Annotated in this window: 10 protein-coding genes; 9 read left to right on the plus strand and 1 reads right to left on the minus strand. The window is 37.8% G+C overall.

Annotation, left to right across the window (positions count from 1 at the left end; translation table 11 throughout):
• The first annotated feature begins 1 nt into the window (after position 1).
• Genes G466_RS0113845 through G466_RS0113875 form a run of 7 tightly spaced genes read left to right on the plus strand, consistent with a single transcriptional unit; the run spans position 2 to position 9,199 of the window.
• A complete protein-coding gene (locus G466_RS0113845; RefSeq protein ID WP_157373892.1) occupies positions 2-2,302 on the plus strand; it encodes a DUF5703 domain-containing protein in 2,301 nt (766 codons plus the stop codon).
• Between the two features lie 11 nt (positions 2,303-2,313).
• Positions 2,314-2,856 (plus strand): MaoC family dehydratase, encoded by a 543-nt coding sequence (locus G466_RS22090; RefSeq protein ID WP_051315671.1) that lies wholly within the window; start codon positions 2,314-2,316, stop codon positions 2,854-2,856.
• Positions 2,825-3,967: a CaiB/BaiF CoA transferase family protein gene (locus G466_RS0113855; protein WP_026814210.1), complete on the plus strand. Its 1,143-nt coding sequence runs from the start codon at positions 2,825-2,827 to the stop codon at positions 3,965-3,967. Before G466_RS22090 ends, G466_RS0113855 begins: the two co-directional genes overlap by 32 nt.
• An 8-nt stretch (positions 3,968-3,975) precedes the next feature.
• Complete coding sequence (locus tag G466_RS0113860) at positions 3,976-5,211, plus strand: extracellular solute-binding protein (protein WP_026814211.1); 1,236 nt, start codon at positions 3,976-3,978, stop codon at positions 5,209-5,211.
• The gene (locus G466_RS0113865; RefSeq protein WP_026814212.1) at positions 5,211-6,266 is read left to right on the plus strand and encodes a Gfo/Idh/MocA family protein; all 1,056 of its coding nucleotides are present in this window, start codon (positions 5,211-5,213) and stop codon (positions 6,264-6,266) included. The genes G466_RS0113860 and G466_RS0113865 overlap by 1 nt, the downstream gene beginning before the upstream one ends.
• A gap of 57 nt (positions 6,267-6,323) precedes the next feature.
• Positions 6,324-6,782: a MaoC family dehydratase gene (locus G466_RS0113870; RefSeq protein ID WP_026814213.1), complete on the plus strand. Its 459-nt coding sequence runs from the start codon at positions 6,324-6,326 to the stop codon at positions 6,780-6,782.
• Between the two features lie 8 nt (positions 6,783-6,790).
• A complete protein-coding gene (locus G466_RS0113875; protein WP_157373894.1) occupies positions 6,791-9,199 on the plus strand; it encodes a glycoside hydrolase family 95 protein in 2,409 nt (802 codons plus the stop codon).
• 874 nt (positions 9,200-10,073) lie between these two features.
• On the opposite strand, the gene G466_RS0113885 is transcribed toward G466_RS0113875, so the two are convergent.
• Complete coding sequence (locus G466_RS0113885; RefSeq protein WP_026814216.1) at positions 10,074-10,670, minus strand: RNA polymerase sigma factor; 597 nt, start codon at positions 10,668-10,670, stop codon at positions 10,074-10,076.
• 110 nt (positions 10,671-10,780) lie between these two features.
• On the opposite strand from G466_RS0113885, the gene G466_RS22095 reads away from it, so the two are divergent.
• Both G466_RS22095 and G466_RS0113895 read left to right on the plus strand, forming a co-directional pair.
• Positions 10,781-11,962 carry a FecR family protein gene (locus G466_RS22095; RefSeq protein ID WP_084418847.1) on the plus strand — a complete coding sequence of 394 codons (1,182 nt, stop codon included), beginning with the start codon at positions 10,781-10,783 and terminating at the stop codon, positions 11,960-11,962.
• 96 nt (positions 11,963-12,058) lie between these two features.
• Positions 12,059-15,310 (plus strand): SusC/RagA family TonB-linked outer membrane protein, encoded by a 3,252-nt coding sequence (locus G466_RS0113895; RefSeq protein ID WP_169720752.1) that lies wholly within the window; start codon positions 12,059-12,061, stop codon positions 15,308-15,310.
• Positions 15,311-15,313 lie beyond the last annotated feature (3 nt).

The raw sequence follows: 15,313 nt of genomic DNA on the forward strand, positions 1-15,313 counted from the left end.
TATGCATTATTTGTATAGTCTAGTTCTGTTAGTATTGTTTAATGCGTGTATTCAGAACCATTTATCTAATAATACTAATCCGGTTGGAGAGTATAATGTGGTATGGGAATCACCCAGCAACGACCATAACGGATCCATGCCCATAGGAAATGGTGACATTGGATTAAACGTCTGGGTTGAACAGAGTGGCGATCTATGTTTTTACATCGGTAAGACTGATTCTTGGGGAGATAATGGTCGTTTGCTAAAAGTTGGAAAGGTAAGGGTACAAACTGAACCAGCCCTTGTGTTTTCTGATATTGAATTCAAGCAGGAACTAGATCTTAATGATGGAACAATTAGAATAAACGTCAAGGGGGATATGGATAATAAGCCTGTAGATATTAATCTTAATGTCTGGGTTGACGCTAATAATCCAGTTATCCATATAGATCAAAAAAGCACTATTCCTCTTGCTATGAAAGCAACTATTGAAAGATGGCGCACCAAAAAAGATACTCTTCCCGAAATAGGTGTGAGCGACCTCATGGAAAATCGAGATATGCCTGGAAATCTGGCTAAACCTGTGATTGTTGAGCCAGATAATTTAATTCAAGGAACAAAGGATTATATTGGCTGGTATCATCATAACCAAAAGTCTGAAGGTTTCGATTTAACAAATAAACTTCAAGGTCTATCTGAATATTTTGAAGAAGATCCTATTCTGCATCGGACTTTTGGAGGAACAATTAAGAGTGTTAATGCTACTAAAATTAATGACTCTACTCTTGTTACTCCAGCATTGAAGGAGGGCAGTTTAAGCGTGCACGTTCTAACCTCGCATCCCTCTACTCCTGAAAAGTGGACGATTGCTATGGAGAAGTTAATGGCCAACACAGAGAGCATTTCGCTTGAAAAGCATTATGAAAATCATAAGAAATGGTGGAATTCCTTTTGGGATAGAAGTTGGATAAAGGCTTCACCTTCGGATAGCACAGAATTGTTAAAATCAGATAATGATGCTTTCCTGGTTTCTAGAGCATATAACTTACAGCGATTTATAGATGCTTCTGCAGGTAGGGGGAACTTTCCTATAAAATTCAATGGCTCCCTATTTACAGTTCCCTCTGAGGGTATGCCTGGCGGACCAGACTACCGGAGGTGGGGTCCAGGGTACTGGTGGCAAAACACTCGTTTGCCCTATCTAAGTATGACAGCTTCTGGTGATTTTGATTTGATGAAACCTCTTTTTAAAATGTATGTCGATGAGCTACTGGAACTCTCTAAGTATAGAACTGAGAAATACTTTGGATTTGAAGGAGCTTACATGCCGGAATGTATGTATTTCTGGGGTTCGGTTTTTACCGCGGACTATGGCTGGACACCTTATGAAGAGCGAATAGATCCACTACAGGAGAGTGGTTGGCACAAATGGGAATGGGTTTCAGGACCTGAGCTCGTTTTCATGATGTTAGATTACTATGATTATACTGAAGATAAAGAGTTTCTTCAGAATAAAATTATTCCAACAGCTAATGAAATAATAAAATTTTTTAATAATTACTATGAAACAAATGATAATGGGAAATTGGTTATGTATCCCTCAATGGCAGCAGAAACCTGGTGGGATTGCACCAATCCTATGCCTGAACTATCTGGTCTACATGGTATTACTAAAAGATTAATGGCTTTGCCAGAGGGTGCGGCCCTCGAGGTAGACAGAAAATTTTGGAAAGAAATTAATGGGAAACTGGCAGATATTCCACTTAGGAACACTCCATCGGGTAAAGCATTAGCGCCAGCTGAACGTTTTGAAGATAAACGTAACGTAGAAAACCCAGAATTATATGCCGTATTTCCCTTTAGATTATATGGTATTGGGAATCCCAATTTAGATTATGGATTAAATGCATTGAAGCACAGGTGGGATAAGGGGGCCTTTGGCTGGAGACAAGATGATATATTTATGGCGTACCTAGGTTTATCAGAACAGGCTAAAGAAAATATAGTTGAAAGAACCAAAAATTACGACAAAAATTCTCGTTTCCCTGCATTTTGGGGACCTAATTACGATTGGACTCCTGATCAGGACCACGGCGGCGTATTGATGAAAACTTTTCAGTCGATGTTAATGCAGGTTGATCCATACTCTTCAAAAATATACCTACTACCAGCATGGCCAATAGATTGGAATGCCGAATTTAAGTTGCACGCTCCACAGAATACAGTCATTGAAGGTCGCGTTGTAAACGGGGAAATAAAAGGGTTAAAGGTAACCCCCGCCTCTCGAAAAGACGATATTGTTTTAATACCTAATGACTAAAAATCAAAACTATGCCAGAAAATACACCTTTAGAGGAACACAAAAACATCAAGCTTTTCAATACAGAGGATTGGTTGTACGAAGATTTTGAAATAGGACTTAAAGCTAGATCTATAAGCAGAACCATTTCTGAGGGAGAAGCCATGATGTTCAATGGTCTGGTGATGGATATGCACCCTTATGTTGCCGATGAAACCTTTGCCAGGGAAGAAGGGATGTTCGGAAAAAGATTGGTCGCAGGGGCTATGGTCTTTAGCCTTGGACTGGGATTAATGGCCCATAACAACATACATACCTTTAGCTATGGATACGATAAACTAAGGTTTATAAAGCCCGTATTTATCGGCGACACGATTTATACGGTCCGTACACATTTGACCAAGTTCCCAAAATTTCAAAAGATGGGGCTCGTTACGGTAAGCTATGAAGTGTATAAACATCCCGGGGAATTGGTGTTATATTGCGAACATTTGCAGACGGTAAAGTATAGGAGCCAAAAAAAAATTATAAAAAAAATAGTTTATGAAACCACTGGATGGCATTTTGGTCGTTGATTTGAGTCAGTTCTTGTCCGGTCCCTCGGCAAGCTTAAAGCTGGCCGATTTGGGAGCACGGGTCATTAAGATAGAAAGGCCGGTAATAGGGGATATTTGCCGTTCTTTATACGTTTCCAATGTGAGTATAAACGGTGAATCCACTGTTTTTCATGCAATAAACCGAAATAAGGAAAGTTTTGCTGCCGATCTGAAAAATGAAATAGATAAAACTCGTGTACTACGGTTAATAGAAAAAGCTGATATAGTAATTCATAATTTTAGACCAGGTGTTATTAATCGTTTAGGGCTAGATTATGAAAGGGTTAAAAAGGTGAATTCGACCATTCTTTATGGGGAAATATCTGGTTATGGAAAAGAGGGGCCTTGGAAGGATAAGCCTGGGCAGGATTTGTTGGTACAATCTTTATCTGGGGTTACATGGTTGAGCGGTAACAAAAACGACGGGCCAGTCCCAATGGGATTGGCTATTGTAGATATTTTGACCGGTGCACATTTGGTACAGGGACTCCTAGCTGCTTTAATACGAAAAGGTGTTGACGGGAAAGGGGCGAAAATTGAGGTTAGCATGATGGAATCTGTTGTTGACCTTCAATTTGAAACCATAACCACTTATTTTATGGATGGAGGACAGCCAACCGAACGCACGGAAAGTAATAATGCGCATGCCTATCTCGGAGCACCTTACGGAATATACAAAACGGGAAACGGTCATTTGGCATTGGCCATGGGACAGATACCTGTTTTGGGCGAGCTGCTGGGCTGTAAAAAATTATTGAAATACAAGAAAACAGCTTCTTGGTTTGATCAAAGAGATGAAATAAAAGATGTCTTATCAAAACATTTGATCCAAGAAACTACGCAAAAATGGATGTCGGTGCTGGAACCGGCAGATATTTGGTGTGCCGATGTAATGGATTGGGAGACATTGTTTCAAAGCGAAGGTTATAAAATATTGAATATGGAACAGGAAGTTCAGATGACCGATGGGTTTCGTTTTAAAACTACGCGCTGTCCCATCCGTATTGATGGACAACTATTGGTGTCTGATAAAGGTACTCCAATTTTAGGAGAGCACACAGAAAAGATTGCAAAAGAATTTATGTTATAATTATTAATATGTCAAATACATTTAGAGTTGCTGTTAGAAAATTTGGTCCTTTTGAAAGCACAATAGAGAAAATATGGAAAGGTTTCTGTAAGGAATCAGGGTGTTCTATGAAACTTGAGGCTCTTCCAATGGATCTAAGTGACTTGTATGAAGCTACTTTGGGTAAAGGAGACGGATTGAATAAAGGAGATTGGGACGTTACCAATATTAATACAGATTGGATTATGGAAGCCGATCAGAAGAATTGCCTCGAAGATTTAACTCCATGGATAAGCTCCAATCCGCCCGATGATTATCCTGAAGGCTGGTCCGATTCTTTGCTGTCTATGCAAAGATTTAATCAGCGAATATTAGGTTTGCCCTTTCATGATGGGCCTGAATGTCTCATTTATAGAAGGGATTTATTTAATGACCCAAAGGAGAAGGAGGCGTTTAACATGAAGTATAAACGAGAGCTACTTCCACCTGCAACATGGAAGGAATTTCACGAAGTGGCGCGTTTCTTCAACAGGCCCACACAAAACCTATACGGTACCGCCTTCGCCCTGTATCCTGATGGACACAACACGGTTTTTGATTTTAGTCTTCAATTGTGGACAAGAGGAGGTGAATTGGTTAACGGGGATGAGCAAATAAATATAAATACTCCCGAAGCCGAAGATGGGCTTAAATTTTATCGAGAAATTGTTCGAGATGAGTTGGCAATGCATCCTGGTTCTGTCAATTTTGATTCCGTGCAATTGGGTAGTGCCTTTGCCAATGGTGAGATTTCAATGATGGTCAATTGGTTCGGATTTGCCTCGATATGCGAGGTGCATCATGAATCCAAGGTAAAGGGATGTGTCGATATTACAAATATTCCGGCAGGTCGTTCAGGAAAGGGGTTTTCTCTAAATGTCTATTGGTTGTATGCTATAGGAAAAGGAAGCAAATATAAAAAAATAGCTTATGATTTTATCCGCTATGCGGTCAACGCAAATAATGATAAACTTCTAACCTTGGAAGGAGGAATCGGTTGTAGAAAATCTACATGGGTTGATCGGGAAATAAATGAGAAAATATCCTATTACCATAAACTCGGATTGCTCCATGAAAATGCACGGACCTTGCCCCAAAAATCCAACTGGAATGAAATTTCAGAGGTTTTGGACCAAATGGTGATAAGCCTGCTTTCAACTGATAGAACCGAAAAAGAGTTATTGAAGGAAGCACAAAAGGAAATTGACCAATTAAAGAGAAAATAATGAATATCTCATCAAGATCAATATTGCCCGAAACGGAAATTCCCATAGTCATAATAGGCGCTGGTGGCATTGTAAAAGATGCCCATTTGCCAGCTTATGCCAAGGCAGGCTTTAAGGTTCTAGGTATATATGACATTGAGAAAAAAAATGCGGAGCTCCTTGCCCGAAAGTTTGAAGTGCCACAAATATGTGATACCATTGAGGAGCTTATCGAATTAGGCATCAAGAACAAAGCCGTTTTTGATGTAGCCGTACCCGCTGCAGAGATAATACCTATTCTTTCGGTACTTCCCGATAATGCAGCGGTACTCATTCAGAAGCCCATGGGGGAAAATTTAATGGAGGCAGAAAAAATCTTATCCCTTTGTAGGCAAAAGGAGTTGGTGGCAGCCATTAACTTTCAATTGCGATATGCACCCTTCGTAAATGCGGCACGAACTATAATTGATTCAGGTGCCATTGGCGATGTTTATGATATGGAAGTAAAACTTTGCGCGTTTACGCCATGGCACCTTTGGGATTTCTTAACTAAGACACCCAGAGTTGAAATATTATATCACAGCATCCATTATATCGATTTAGTCCGTTCAATTTTGGGAGACCCTGACCGAGTTATGGCAAAAACGGTAAGGCATCCAACAACTACAGTGGCCCAAACAAAGAGTACAGTTATTATGGACTATGGTGATACAATTAGCGCAACAATCATAACGAACCATGATCATGATTTTGGTCCAAGACACCAACAAAGTTACATCAAATGGGAAGGAACAAAGGGAGTTATATATGCGAGAATGGGTTTGCTCTTGGACTATCCTAACGGGGTTTCTGATGAATTTGAATATGGGATAAAAGATGTCAATGGAAATACCGAATGGAAAACGGTGGATTTGAAAGGTTCTTGGTTTCCGGATGCCTTTATAGGAACAATGGGATCTTTAATGCGGTTTATGGAAGGTTCCGAAATGGAATTACCTACATCCGTGGAAGATGCTATTAAGACCATGGAAGCGGTTGAAAACGCATACATGTCTAGTAATGGCAATTTAAGATGAATATAAAAATTGCATTGAGATTTAAATTTACCATAAACAATTAAACAATAATGAACTATGCAGATTAAATCCGAATTCTTTGAGGAATACGTCTTAGGTGATTCAAGGGAAACTCTTGGAAGAACAATTACTGAAACAGATTTTATAATTCATGCAGGTCAGACTGGAGATTTTTTTCCACACCATATGGACGCCGAGTGGTGCAAGACCCAACCTTTTAAACAACGCATTGCACACGGAACCTTGACATTTAGTGTTGCCATCGGAATGACAGCTACCCAAATTAATCCAGAAGCATTTTCAAAAGGATATGATCGTCTTCGGTTTATAAAACCAGTTTATATAGGTGATACTATTTATGTAAAAGTGGCGATATCACATAAAGAAGATACTAAAAAACCGCATTATGGTCAGGTCACTGAGCATGTAGAAGTACTCAATCAACGTGATGAAGTTGTATTGGTTTGCGACCATATTTTATTAGCAAAGAAAAAAGAAATCAAGACAAACAAATAGTTATACAGATGGATTTTATTTTTAAAAAGTATACTTCTTTTTTTAAGAATTTAGCAGTAGGATTTCTTATTTTATTTTTTTGGCTTATTTATTCATGCTCTAATACCACTATAAACGAACCTAAGAATAACCAATCCATTTGGTTTGAGAATCCTGCAAATAATTGGAATGAAGCTATTCCTATTGGTAATGGTACTTTAGGAGGAATGGTCTATGGAGGTATTGAATCAGATACCATCAAAATTAATGAAGAAACCCTTTGGTCTGGTGGTCCACGAGATCTTCAAAATCTTACAGCGATAAATTATCTTCCTCGTATTAGGAAATTGTTACTTGAACACAAGACAAAAGAAGCAGAAGCATTGATTGACTCCACCATGCTGGGTGAATATAATGAATGTTACCTGCCTATGGGCGACCTTATAATAAGTCAAATTAGCGAAGGTAAAGCAACGAATTATAAACGCCAACTTGATCTTAACAAAGGAATTGTTGATGTTACCTATAATCTGGATAATGTAATCTATAAAAAGGAAGTATTTGCATCATTCCCAGACAAAGCGATTATTGTAAAAATGAGTGCTGATAAATCTGGACAACTTAATTTCTCAACATCATTAACAAGTTTATTAAAACACTCGGTTGAAATTAAGGATAATAGAATTATTTTAAGTGGTAACGCTCCAAAGCACGCTTATCCACACTACCTTGGTAAAAAGGATGCATTATATGAGGAAGGATACGGAATGCGTTTTAATATGGTTCTTCATATAAGAAATAAAGGAGGAAACGTGACAACTGAAAAAGATAAGTTAATTGTCCAAAATGCAGATGAAGTAGAACTTTTATTTACTGCTACAACCAGCTTTAATGGTTACGATAAAGATCCTGTAAAAGATGGAAAAGACTATGAACAAATTGCTAAAAACACTGTTGAATCGCTATCGAAAACAGACTATTCTAAATTAAAAAGCCGCCACCTTAAAGATTACAAAGGGTTGTATGACAGAGTGAGTATAGATTTAGGAAAGTCTTCCAAAGATTCGATTCCTACGGATGAAAGAATAAAGTCGTTCAGTCCAGGAACCGACCCTAGTCTAACCGCTTTATATTATCAGTTTGGTCGCTATCTACTAATTTCTAGTTCACGCCCAGGAGAATTTGCCCAACCCGCAAATTTACAGGGGATTTGGAGTCGATTATTACAACCTGCATGGAGTGCTAACTGGACATTGAATTGTAATGCCCAAATTAATTATTGGCCAGTAGAAACCGCCAACCTGTCTGAGTTACATTTACCGCTTGTGGAACTCACAAAAGAACTTTCGGTAGATGGAGCAAAAACTGCCAGAAATATGTACGAAGCAAATGGATGGATTGCGCATCATAATGCTGATATTTGGAGAACAACCTCTCCCGTTGGAGGATCGGGATTGTGGGCCATTTATCAAGTGGGGAGTGCTTGGTTATGCCATCATCTTTGGGAACATTATGAATTTACTCAAGATAAGGAATACTTGAAAGAAGTGTATCCTATTATGAAAGGCGCAGCACAATTTTATTTGGATAATTTACAAAGGGATGAAGATGGTTTTTTGGTAACAAACCCTTCGGAATCTTTTGAAAATTATTTTGTAAAACCAGATGGTGAAAAAGGATGGGCATGCGTAGGTGCAACACAAGATATGCAGATTATTAGGGATCTATTTCAGAATTGCAAACTAGCAATTTCTGAATTAGATACAGATAAGGAATTTGGTGTGAAATTGGACGCGTATCTAAGCCAGTTATTGCCCATGCGTATTAGCCCTAGCACAGGAAGACTCCAGGAATGGAAAGACGACTGGAAGGCCGCAACGCCATTTGCCGGGCAGGTAGCACATGGCTGGGGCTTGGCGGTCGGCAATCAAATCTCCCCTCGTACAACTCCTGAATTGGCTGAAGCCTTTACCAAAACCCTTGAATACCGAAAGCCTTGGGAAGCCAATAATAGCGGAAGTTGGACAGGAAGCTTCTCGGCAAAGTTCTGGGCCAGGTTGGGTAATGAGGAAATGCTGCAAAAGGTACTTGACGAACATTTTGAAAAAGCGCTGTTTCCTAACCTTACTTCCAATTTTGGAGGGTTTTGGGAAATCGACGGAAATTTAGGTATTACCGCTTCCATTGGTGAAATGCTGTTGCAAAGCCATGATGGAGAAATAGAGGTTTTGCCGGCACTACCTTCTTTTTATCCCAACGGTAAAGTAGAAGGGCTTAAGGCCAGGGGTGGGTTTACGGTGGATATGGAATGGAGCGGAGGTATTTTAAAACAGGTCCGCGTTCACTCTCAGTCAGGGGAAAAGGCAGTTTTAAGATATGGAGAACAACTACGTGAAATTAATATTGATAAGGATAGGGATGTCAATTTTTATTTTTAAGTGGATTACTTTACCGGAATAGGGGGTGTAATTATTTTTTTTAAAAAGCAAGTAAAAGAGAGATTTCAATTTCTCGTAGTCTCTACCGTATTGTTCATTATGGGGATTGATAGTGATTATTCTGACTGGATGGATCATATACCTGTCACGAAGGAACATAAAAGATATTCAAACCCTTGGCCATTTAAAAATTGACATACTTCATAGCAGTCTTTAAGGGCTCTTATCGAGAATAGGTATGGAGAAAAATATTGGATGATTTTCGGTCTTTTGTCTCCCTAAAGGGAATAATTTATTTACTACATTCTGACCAACTTCAATCCTATAGAATTTCAATTTAATCTAAAATATCTTGGCCAAATTATACTAGTATCCGGTCAACCCTATTTTAGTAAGCCTAGGCCTTGTTCATTTTCACCTGCTCTGTATTAAAAGATAGTTCCGTAGCTATTGGTGTATAATGATTTTTTTCATTGACCTTGACACAATCAATATAATTATTTTTGAAGGTTGATTTCTTCATTTGCACAGATCTATTATTCCGTCCCGATGGAGAGCTATGATAGAGTAGGCGCGTCATTCTTGTTTGGGAATGAAATAATCTTAATGCGACGGGATACAATCTATTAGTTGAACTTTTCGCAAATTTTCTTATGTCCAATCACTATTAACTTAGGCATATACCAAATTATATTATTCGAAGGCTATCAAAAATATGACTCACTTTAATTATGCATGATTTAGATTTCTTACTAATTTAGGTCGAACTAAACGGGGAGCGTTCATACTGTATCCAATACCCAAATAGATTCAGTGGTAAATATTGCTAGTATAAATATTCAATTTCAAGCTATAAATACTTTATTAGCAGTGGCTAAATCTTTTGCTTCAAGTCTATTCCAAAAAGTAATAGGAAGACCCCATTGATTTTAGGGTCCAGGGTCTTGCGTAAAATGGAAAATGCTTTTGTAATATGACCTTCAACAGTTTTTGTGGAAATATTTAAATGCTCCGCAATTTCAATATTCGTAAGACCTTCCTGCTTGCTTAATATAAACGACTGTTTGCATTTAGGTGGAAGATTCTCAATTTCAATTTTCACCTGAGAAATTAATCTTTCCATGGAATTTCCCGAATCTTCCTGTACAAATACGACCAAGGTGTCAATATGTAGTTTTTCCAAGGAAAAAACAGGCCTATTCCTTCTGTAATAATCAATAAACCCGTTGTACACCGATTTGTACAAATAATTCTTGAGGTCAACATCCTCCTTTAACTTTTTGCGCTTTTTCCAAATTTTAATAAAAACGTTTTGAACGATATCCTCAGATAAATCACTATCGCCTATAAGTCCGAAAGCATAAGTACATAGCCTTTGGTGGTAGGTCTCTACCAAATGGGTATACGCTTGTGAGTCCCCATTTTTCAACCCTGTAATAAAGGTAATCTCGTTAATATAATCAATTTTCATAATGAGAAATTTACAGTAATTGTGACGAATATTTGACAAATAATAAAAATAATTAACACAAAAGCAAGGGTTGTGTGAAATTATTGCGTTTTAAATATGGAATTGAATGTATGATGTCTAAAAAAATTCAAAATATAATCACGAAATACTTCACCAAACAAGCGTCCCTTTCTGAGCTGGACTTGCTTTCACAGTGGATTGAGAATCCTTCTAATAAGGAGGAGTTTATTAAATATGTTAAAATCAATTTTGCAATCAATGTTAACATGAAAAAGTTTGGTACGGAGGATTCCAAAAAACAGCTATTAAAATTCATTGAACTGGAAAAGAAGGGCCGTATCAAGCGAATAACCCTTAACTACGTTAAATATGCTGCAGTAGTCTTAGTGTTTTTAGGTACTGGATATATTCTAAAAAATCGAATCCTGGATAATCCATCTGGTGTAATAAATGAGAAAACAGAGACACCAGTAACAATTAACAATATAATTGAAGTTGGAACGGACAAGGCTATTCTAACTTTAGAAGACGGATCAAATATAGATTTGGAAAAAGGAAAAACAATACGCACAAAAAGCGTACAAAGCAATGGTGAAGAATTGATATACGATTCTTCCCATTCAGAAAATGCCGAAATAGCCTATAATTTTTTGACAATTCCTAGAGGAGGTCAATTTCATATAAAACTGTCAGATGGAACTTTGGTGTGGCTTAATTCGGAAAGTCGTTTGAAGTATCCCGTGGCCTTCAAAGAAGGGGAAACAAGAGAAGTAGAGCTGGTCTATGGTGAAGCATATTTTGAGGTATCCCCAAGTACATTACATGATGGGGCAACTTTTAAGGTTTTGAACACATCCCAAGTTATAGAAGTGCTGGGAACAGAGTTTAATCTAAAAGCATATAGAGACGAAACCAATGTTTATACTACATTGGTCAAAGGTAAAGTTGTAATAAATACCCCTACCACAAAGAAAGTACTTGCGCCAAACCAACAGTCTACTTTGGACATAAACGATAATAGTATTATCGTTAAACCTGCAAATGTCAATGATGAAATTTCTTGGAAAAAGGGTCTCTTTAGTTTTAAGAGTAAGTCCCTAGAGGAGATAGCTAAGGTGCTTTCGCGATGGTATGATGTTGACATATTATTTTCAAGTCCTGAACTTAAAACTGTGAAATTTAATGGTGTATTAAGGAAGGACGAAAGTATTGAGGAAATATTAAACAATATTTTAACCACTAATTATATTAAAGCCTTTGAGATAAAAGACAAAAGAATTATGCTTAAATAAAGAAAGGGAATAAAGTTATACCTGGACAGTACTGTGCTTTAATCCCCTTTTTGAATCAATTGATTAATAATGTTTAACCAACCAAAATTCAAATTTATGAAAATTAAATTTATTAACATTCTTTTCCGCCAGCGGAAAGGGTTACTACTGTTCGCCATGAGAGTATTTATATTCTTACTTTGCACCACAACCTTTGGATTCACTACGGGTGAAATTTTCTCGCAGAACACTAAAATCCATATTGATAAGGATCAAGTCGTATCTATTGATGATGTCTTTGACATGTTAAGGGAGCAGACCGAATACACTTTTATATATCAAGAAGATTTATTTAAAGACGTGCCTAAAGTTCAACTAAAAAAGGGTTTTATTCGAGCTAATAGATTATTGGAAACTTGTTTTGCTGGAAAGGACTTTAAGTTAGATCTTAAGAGTAATAAAATAGTGATTATTGCAACCGGAGGTCCGTCAAGCACGGAACAGCAAACCTTAATTATTTCAGGAACGGTTTCGGATACAGACGGTCAACCATTACCTGGTGCCAGTATAGTTGAAAAGGGGACAAGTCATGGCACACAATCCGACTTTGATGGTAAGTTTTCAATAGAAGTAGCAAGTGAAAATGCAACATTAGTTGTTTCTTATTTAGGATTTGCCTCAAAAGAAGTTCCCGTAGATGGACAGACTGTTATTGCAGTGAGTTTGGCAGAAGATGCGGCTGGGTTAGAAGAAGTAATCGTTGTGGGGTACGGCTCCATGAAACAGAAGGATCTTACAGGTTCTGTAGTTAGTATCTCGGAGAAAGAACTTAAAGATTTGCCCAATCCTAATATAATGGATAAGGTCCAGGGGAGACTACCTGGTTTAACGATAGTTAATTCCAATGCGGCACCAGGATCAGATCCGCAAATTCTTATAAGAGGAACAAACTCACTTCAAGCCAGTAATTTTCCTTTAATAGTTTTGGATGGTATCCCTTATGCCGGGAGTCTAAGTAGTATTACACCAAGTGATGTAGAATCTATGAGTGTTTTAAAAGATGCTTCGGCGACCGCTATTTACGGATCCAGAGGATCTAACGGTGTTATTCTTGTGACTACAAAAAAAGGAAGGAAAGGGTTAAAACCATCCATAACACTTGATTCAAGAGTGTCCTTTAATTCGACGCTTAATAAATTGGATGTTTTAGATGCTGAACAGTATGTTGAGTACAAAGGATTTTTTGGTGAAGTAACGGGATTTCCATTACAACCATCTGAAATTGCGAATCTTGAAGCAGGTAGTGTATCTGATTGGCAAGATATAACCACACGTACCGCGATTCAGAGGGACAACACTTTGAGTATTAGAGGGGGCGGCGAAGCGATGAGTTATTTTGCTTCAGCGTCAAAACTAGATCAAGAGGGAATAGTTAAAGGAAGCGAATATAACCGAACTTCTATTAGACTGAATGGTGATTACAAAATAAACGATTGGATGGACATTGGTACACAAGTAATGTTTTCAGAAGAAGATTGGGGGGATACACCAGATCTAAGTCAAAATCTAGCAACGCTACTAAGTCCACTAGGAAAACCTTATAACGATGATGGAACAAACACGCTTTACCCAGTGCCTGAGGATCAATTTTTTGAAAATCCGCTCGATATTTTAAATAACTACAGAAAACAGGTGAGAAGAAGATTGCAAAGCAATTTCTATGCACTAATTGATTTACCTTACGTAGATGGCTTGTCTTACAGGTTAAACTATGGACGGTTGGAGCAACGTACCGATACAGATGCTTTTAACCCTTCTACCACGTTGGCAGGGGTTGGTGGCGGAAGTGCAAGTAGAGCGTATTCTACATCTATAGATTATACAGTTGAAAATTTATTGTTATATAATCGAACCTTTGGCGATCACGTTATAGATGCTACAGCACTTTATAGTTTCCAAGAAGCTACTAATGACAATAGCTCGCTTTCGGATAGTGGATTTGTTACAGATGCTCTAACATTTTATGGTGTGGGATCCGGGGAAAATACCACTAACGTTAGTGCTAGTTTTTCTAAAAGGAATTTAGTATCTCAAATGGGACGTCTAAATTACGGATATCAAGGCAAGTACAATGCTACTTATACAGTTAGACGAGATGGTAGTTCTGTTTTTGGGGCAAATAACAAATGGGCCACATTTCATTCTGGAGCCTTAACTTGGACCGTATCAGAGGAAAACTTCCTTCAGCATGCAGATTGGTTGGATTACTTGAAGTTAAAAATGTCTTTTGGAATGAGTGGAAATCAAGCGATATCACCATACCAAACTGGTACAAGAGTACGCCGTGGAAGTGGATATTATTTTGATAACTCGGTAACCTCATTTACTGCTTCAAATTTGGCAAACCCCAATTTGAGATGGGAATCCACAGAATCCTGGAACTTCGGCCTGGAATTTAATTTACTTAAAAACAGGATTATAGGTAGTATTGACCTATATAAAACAACATCGAATGACCTTTTGCGCAACAAATCTTTAAATATAACACAAGGATATTCCTCTGTTATATCAAACATTGGTTCACTGGAAAACAAAGGGATAGAAGTTTCTCTTAATGGGGTTTTAATTGATAAAACCGATTTTAGTTGGGATGCAACAATTGGTTTTTTTAAGAATAAAAACCGAATTTTAGTTCTTGATGGAAAAGAACAAGACTTACTAAGCGACAACTTATTTATTGGAGAAGATATAAGTGTGATTTTTGGTTACGAATATGGTGGGGTTTATGCCGATCAAGAAAAAATTGATTCTTCTCACCAACCTAATGCAAAGCCGGGTGATGCTATTATTGTAGATGTAGATGGCGATGGGGCTATTACTCCAAACGACAGAAAAATAGTAGGTAGAAGTTCGCCTGATTGGACAATGGGAATAACAAATTCACTTACTTATAAGAACTTTCAACTTTCTGCACATATATATGTTCTGGAAGGACAAAGAGAAGTAAACAATTTTGTTAATTCACGTTTTTGGGGCGAAGGTAGATTTAATTACCCTGACATTGATTTTTGGACACCAAATAATACGGATGCTAAATACCCAAGACCTGTTTTTGTTGATGATAGAACAAGGATATTGGAGGATAGGGATTATGTGCGCTTGAAGAATATTACTTTGGGTTATACCTTTAGTAAGCCTGTTTTAGATAGAATTGGCCTAAGTAATTTTAGACTCTATATTGCTGGGAACAATTTAATTACGATTACAGATTGGTCCGGGAAGGATCCTGAAACGTTAGTTGACGGAGGTAATCTTGGGGAATACCCATCAGCCAAATCCTTTGTTTTAGGAGCTAGTATTGGCTTGTAATCT

The sequence above is a fragment of the Arenibacter certesii DSM 19833 genome (assembly GCF_000429545.1).
In the GTDB taxonomy this organism is placed as follows: domain Bacteria; phylum Bacteroidota; class Bacteroidia; order Flavobacteriales; family Flavobacteriaceae; genus Arenibacter; species Arenibacter certesii.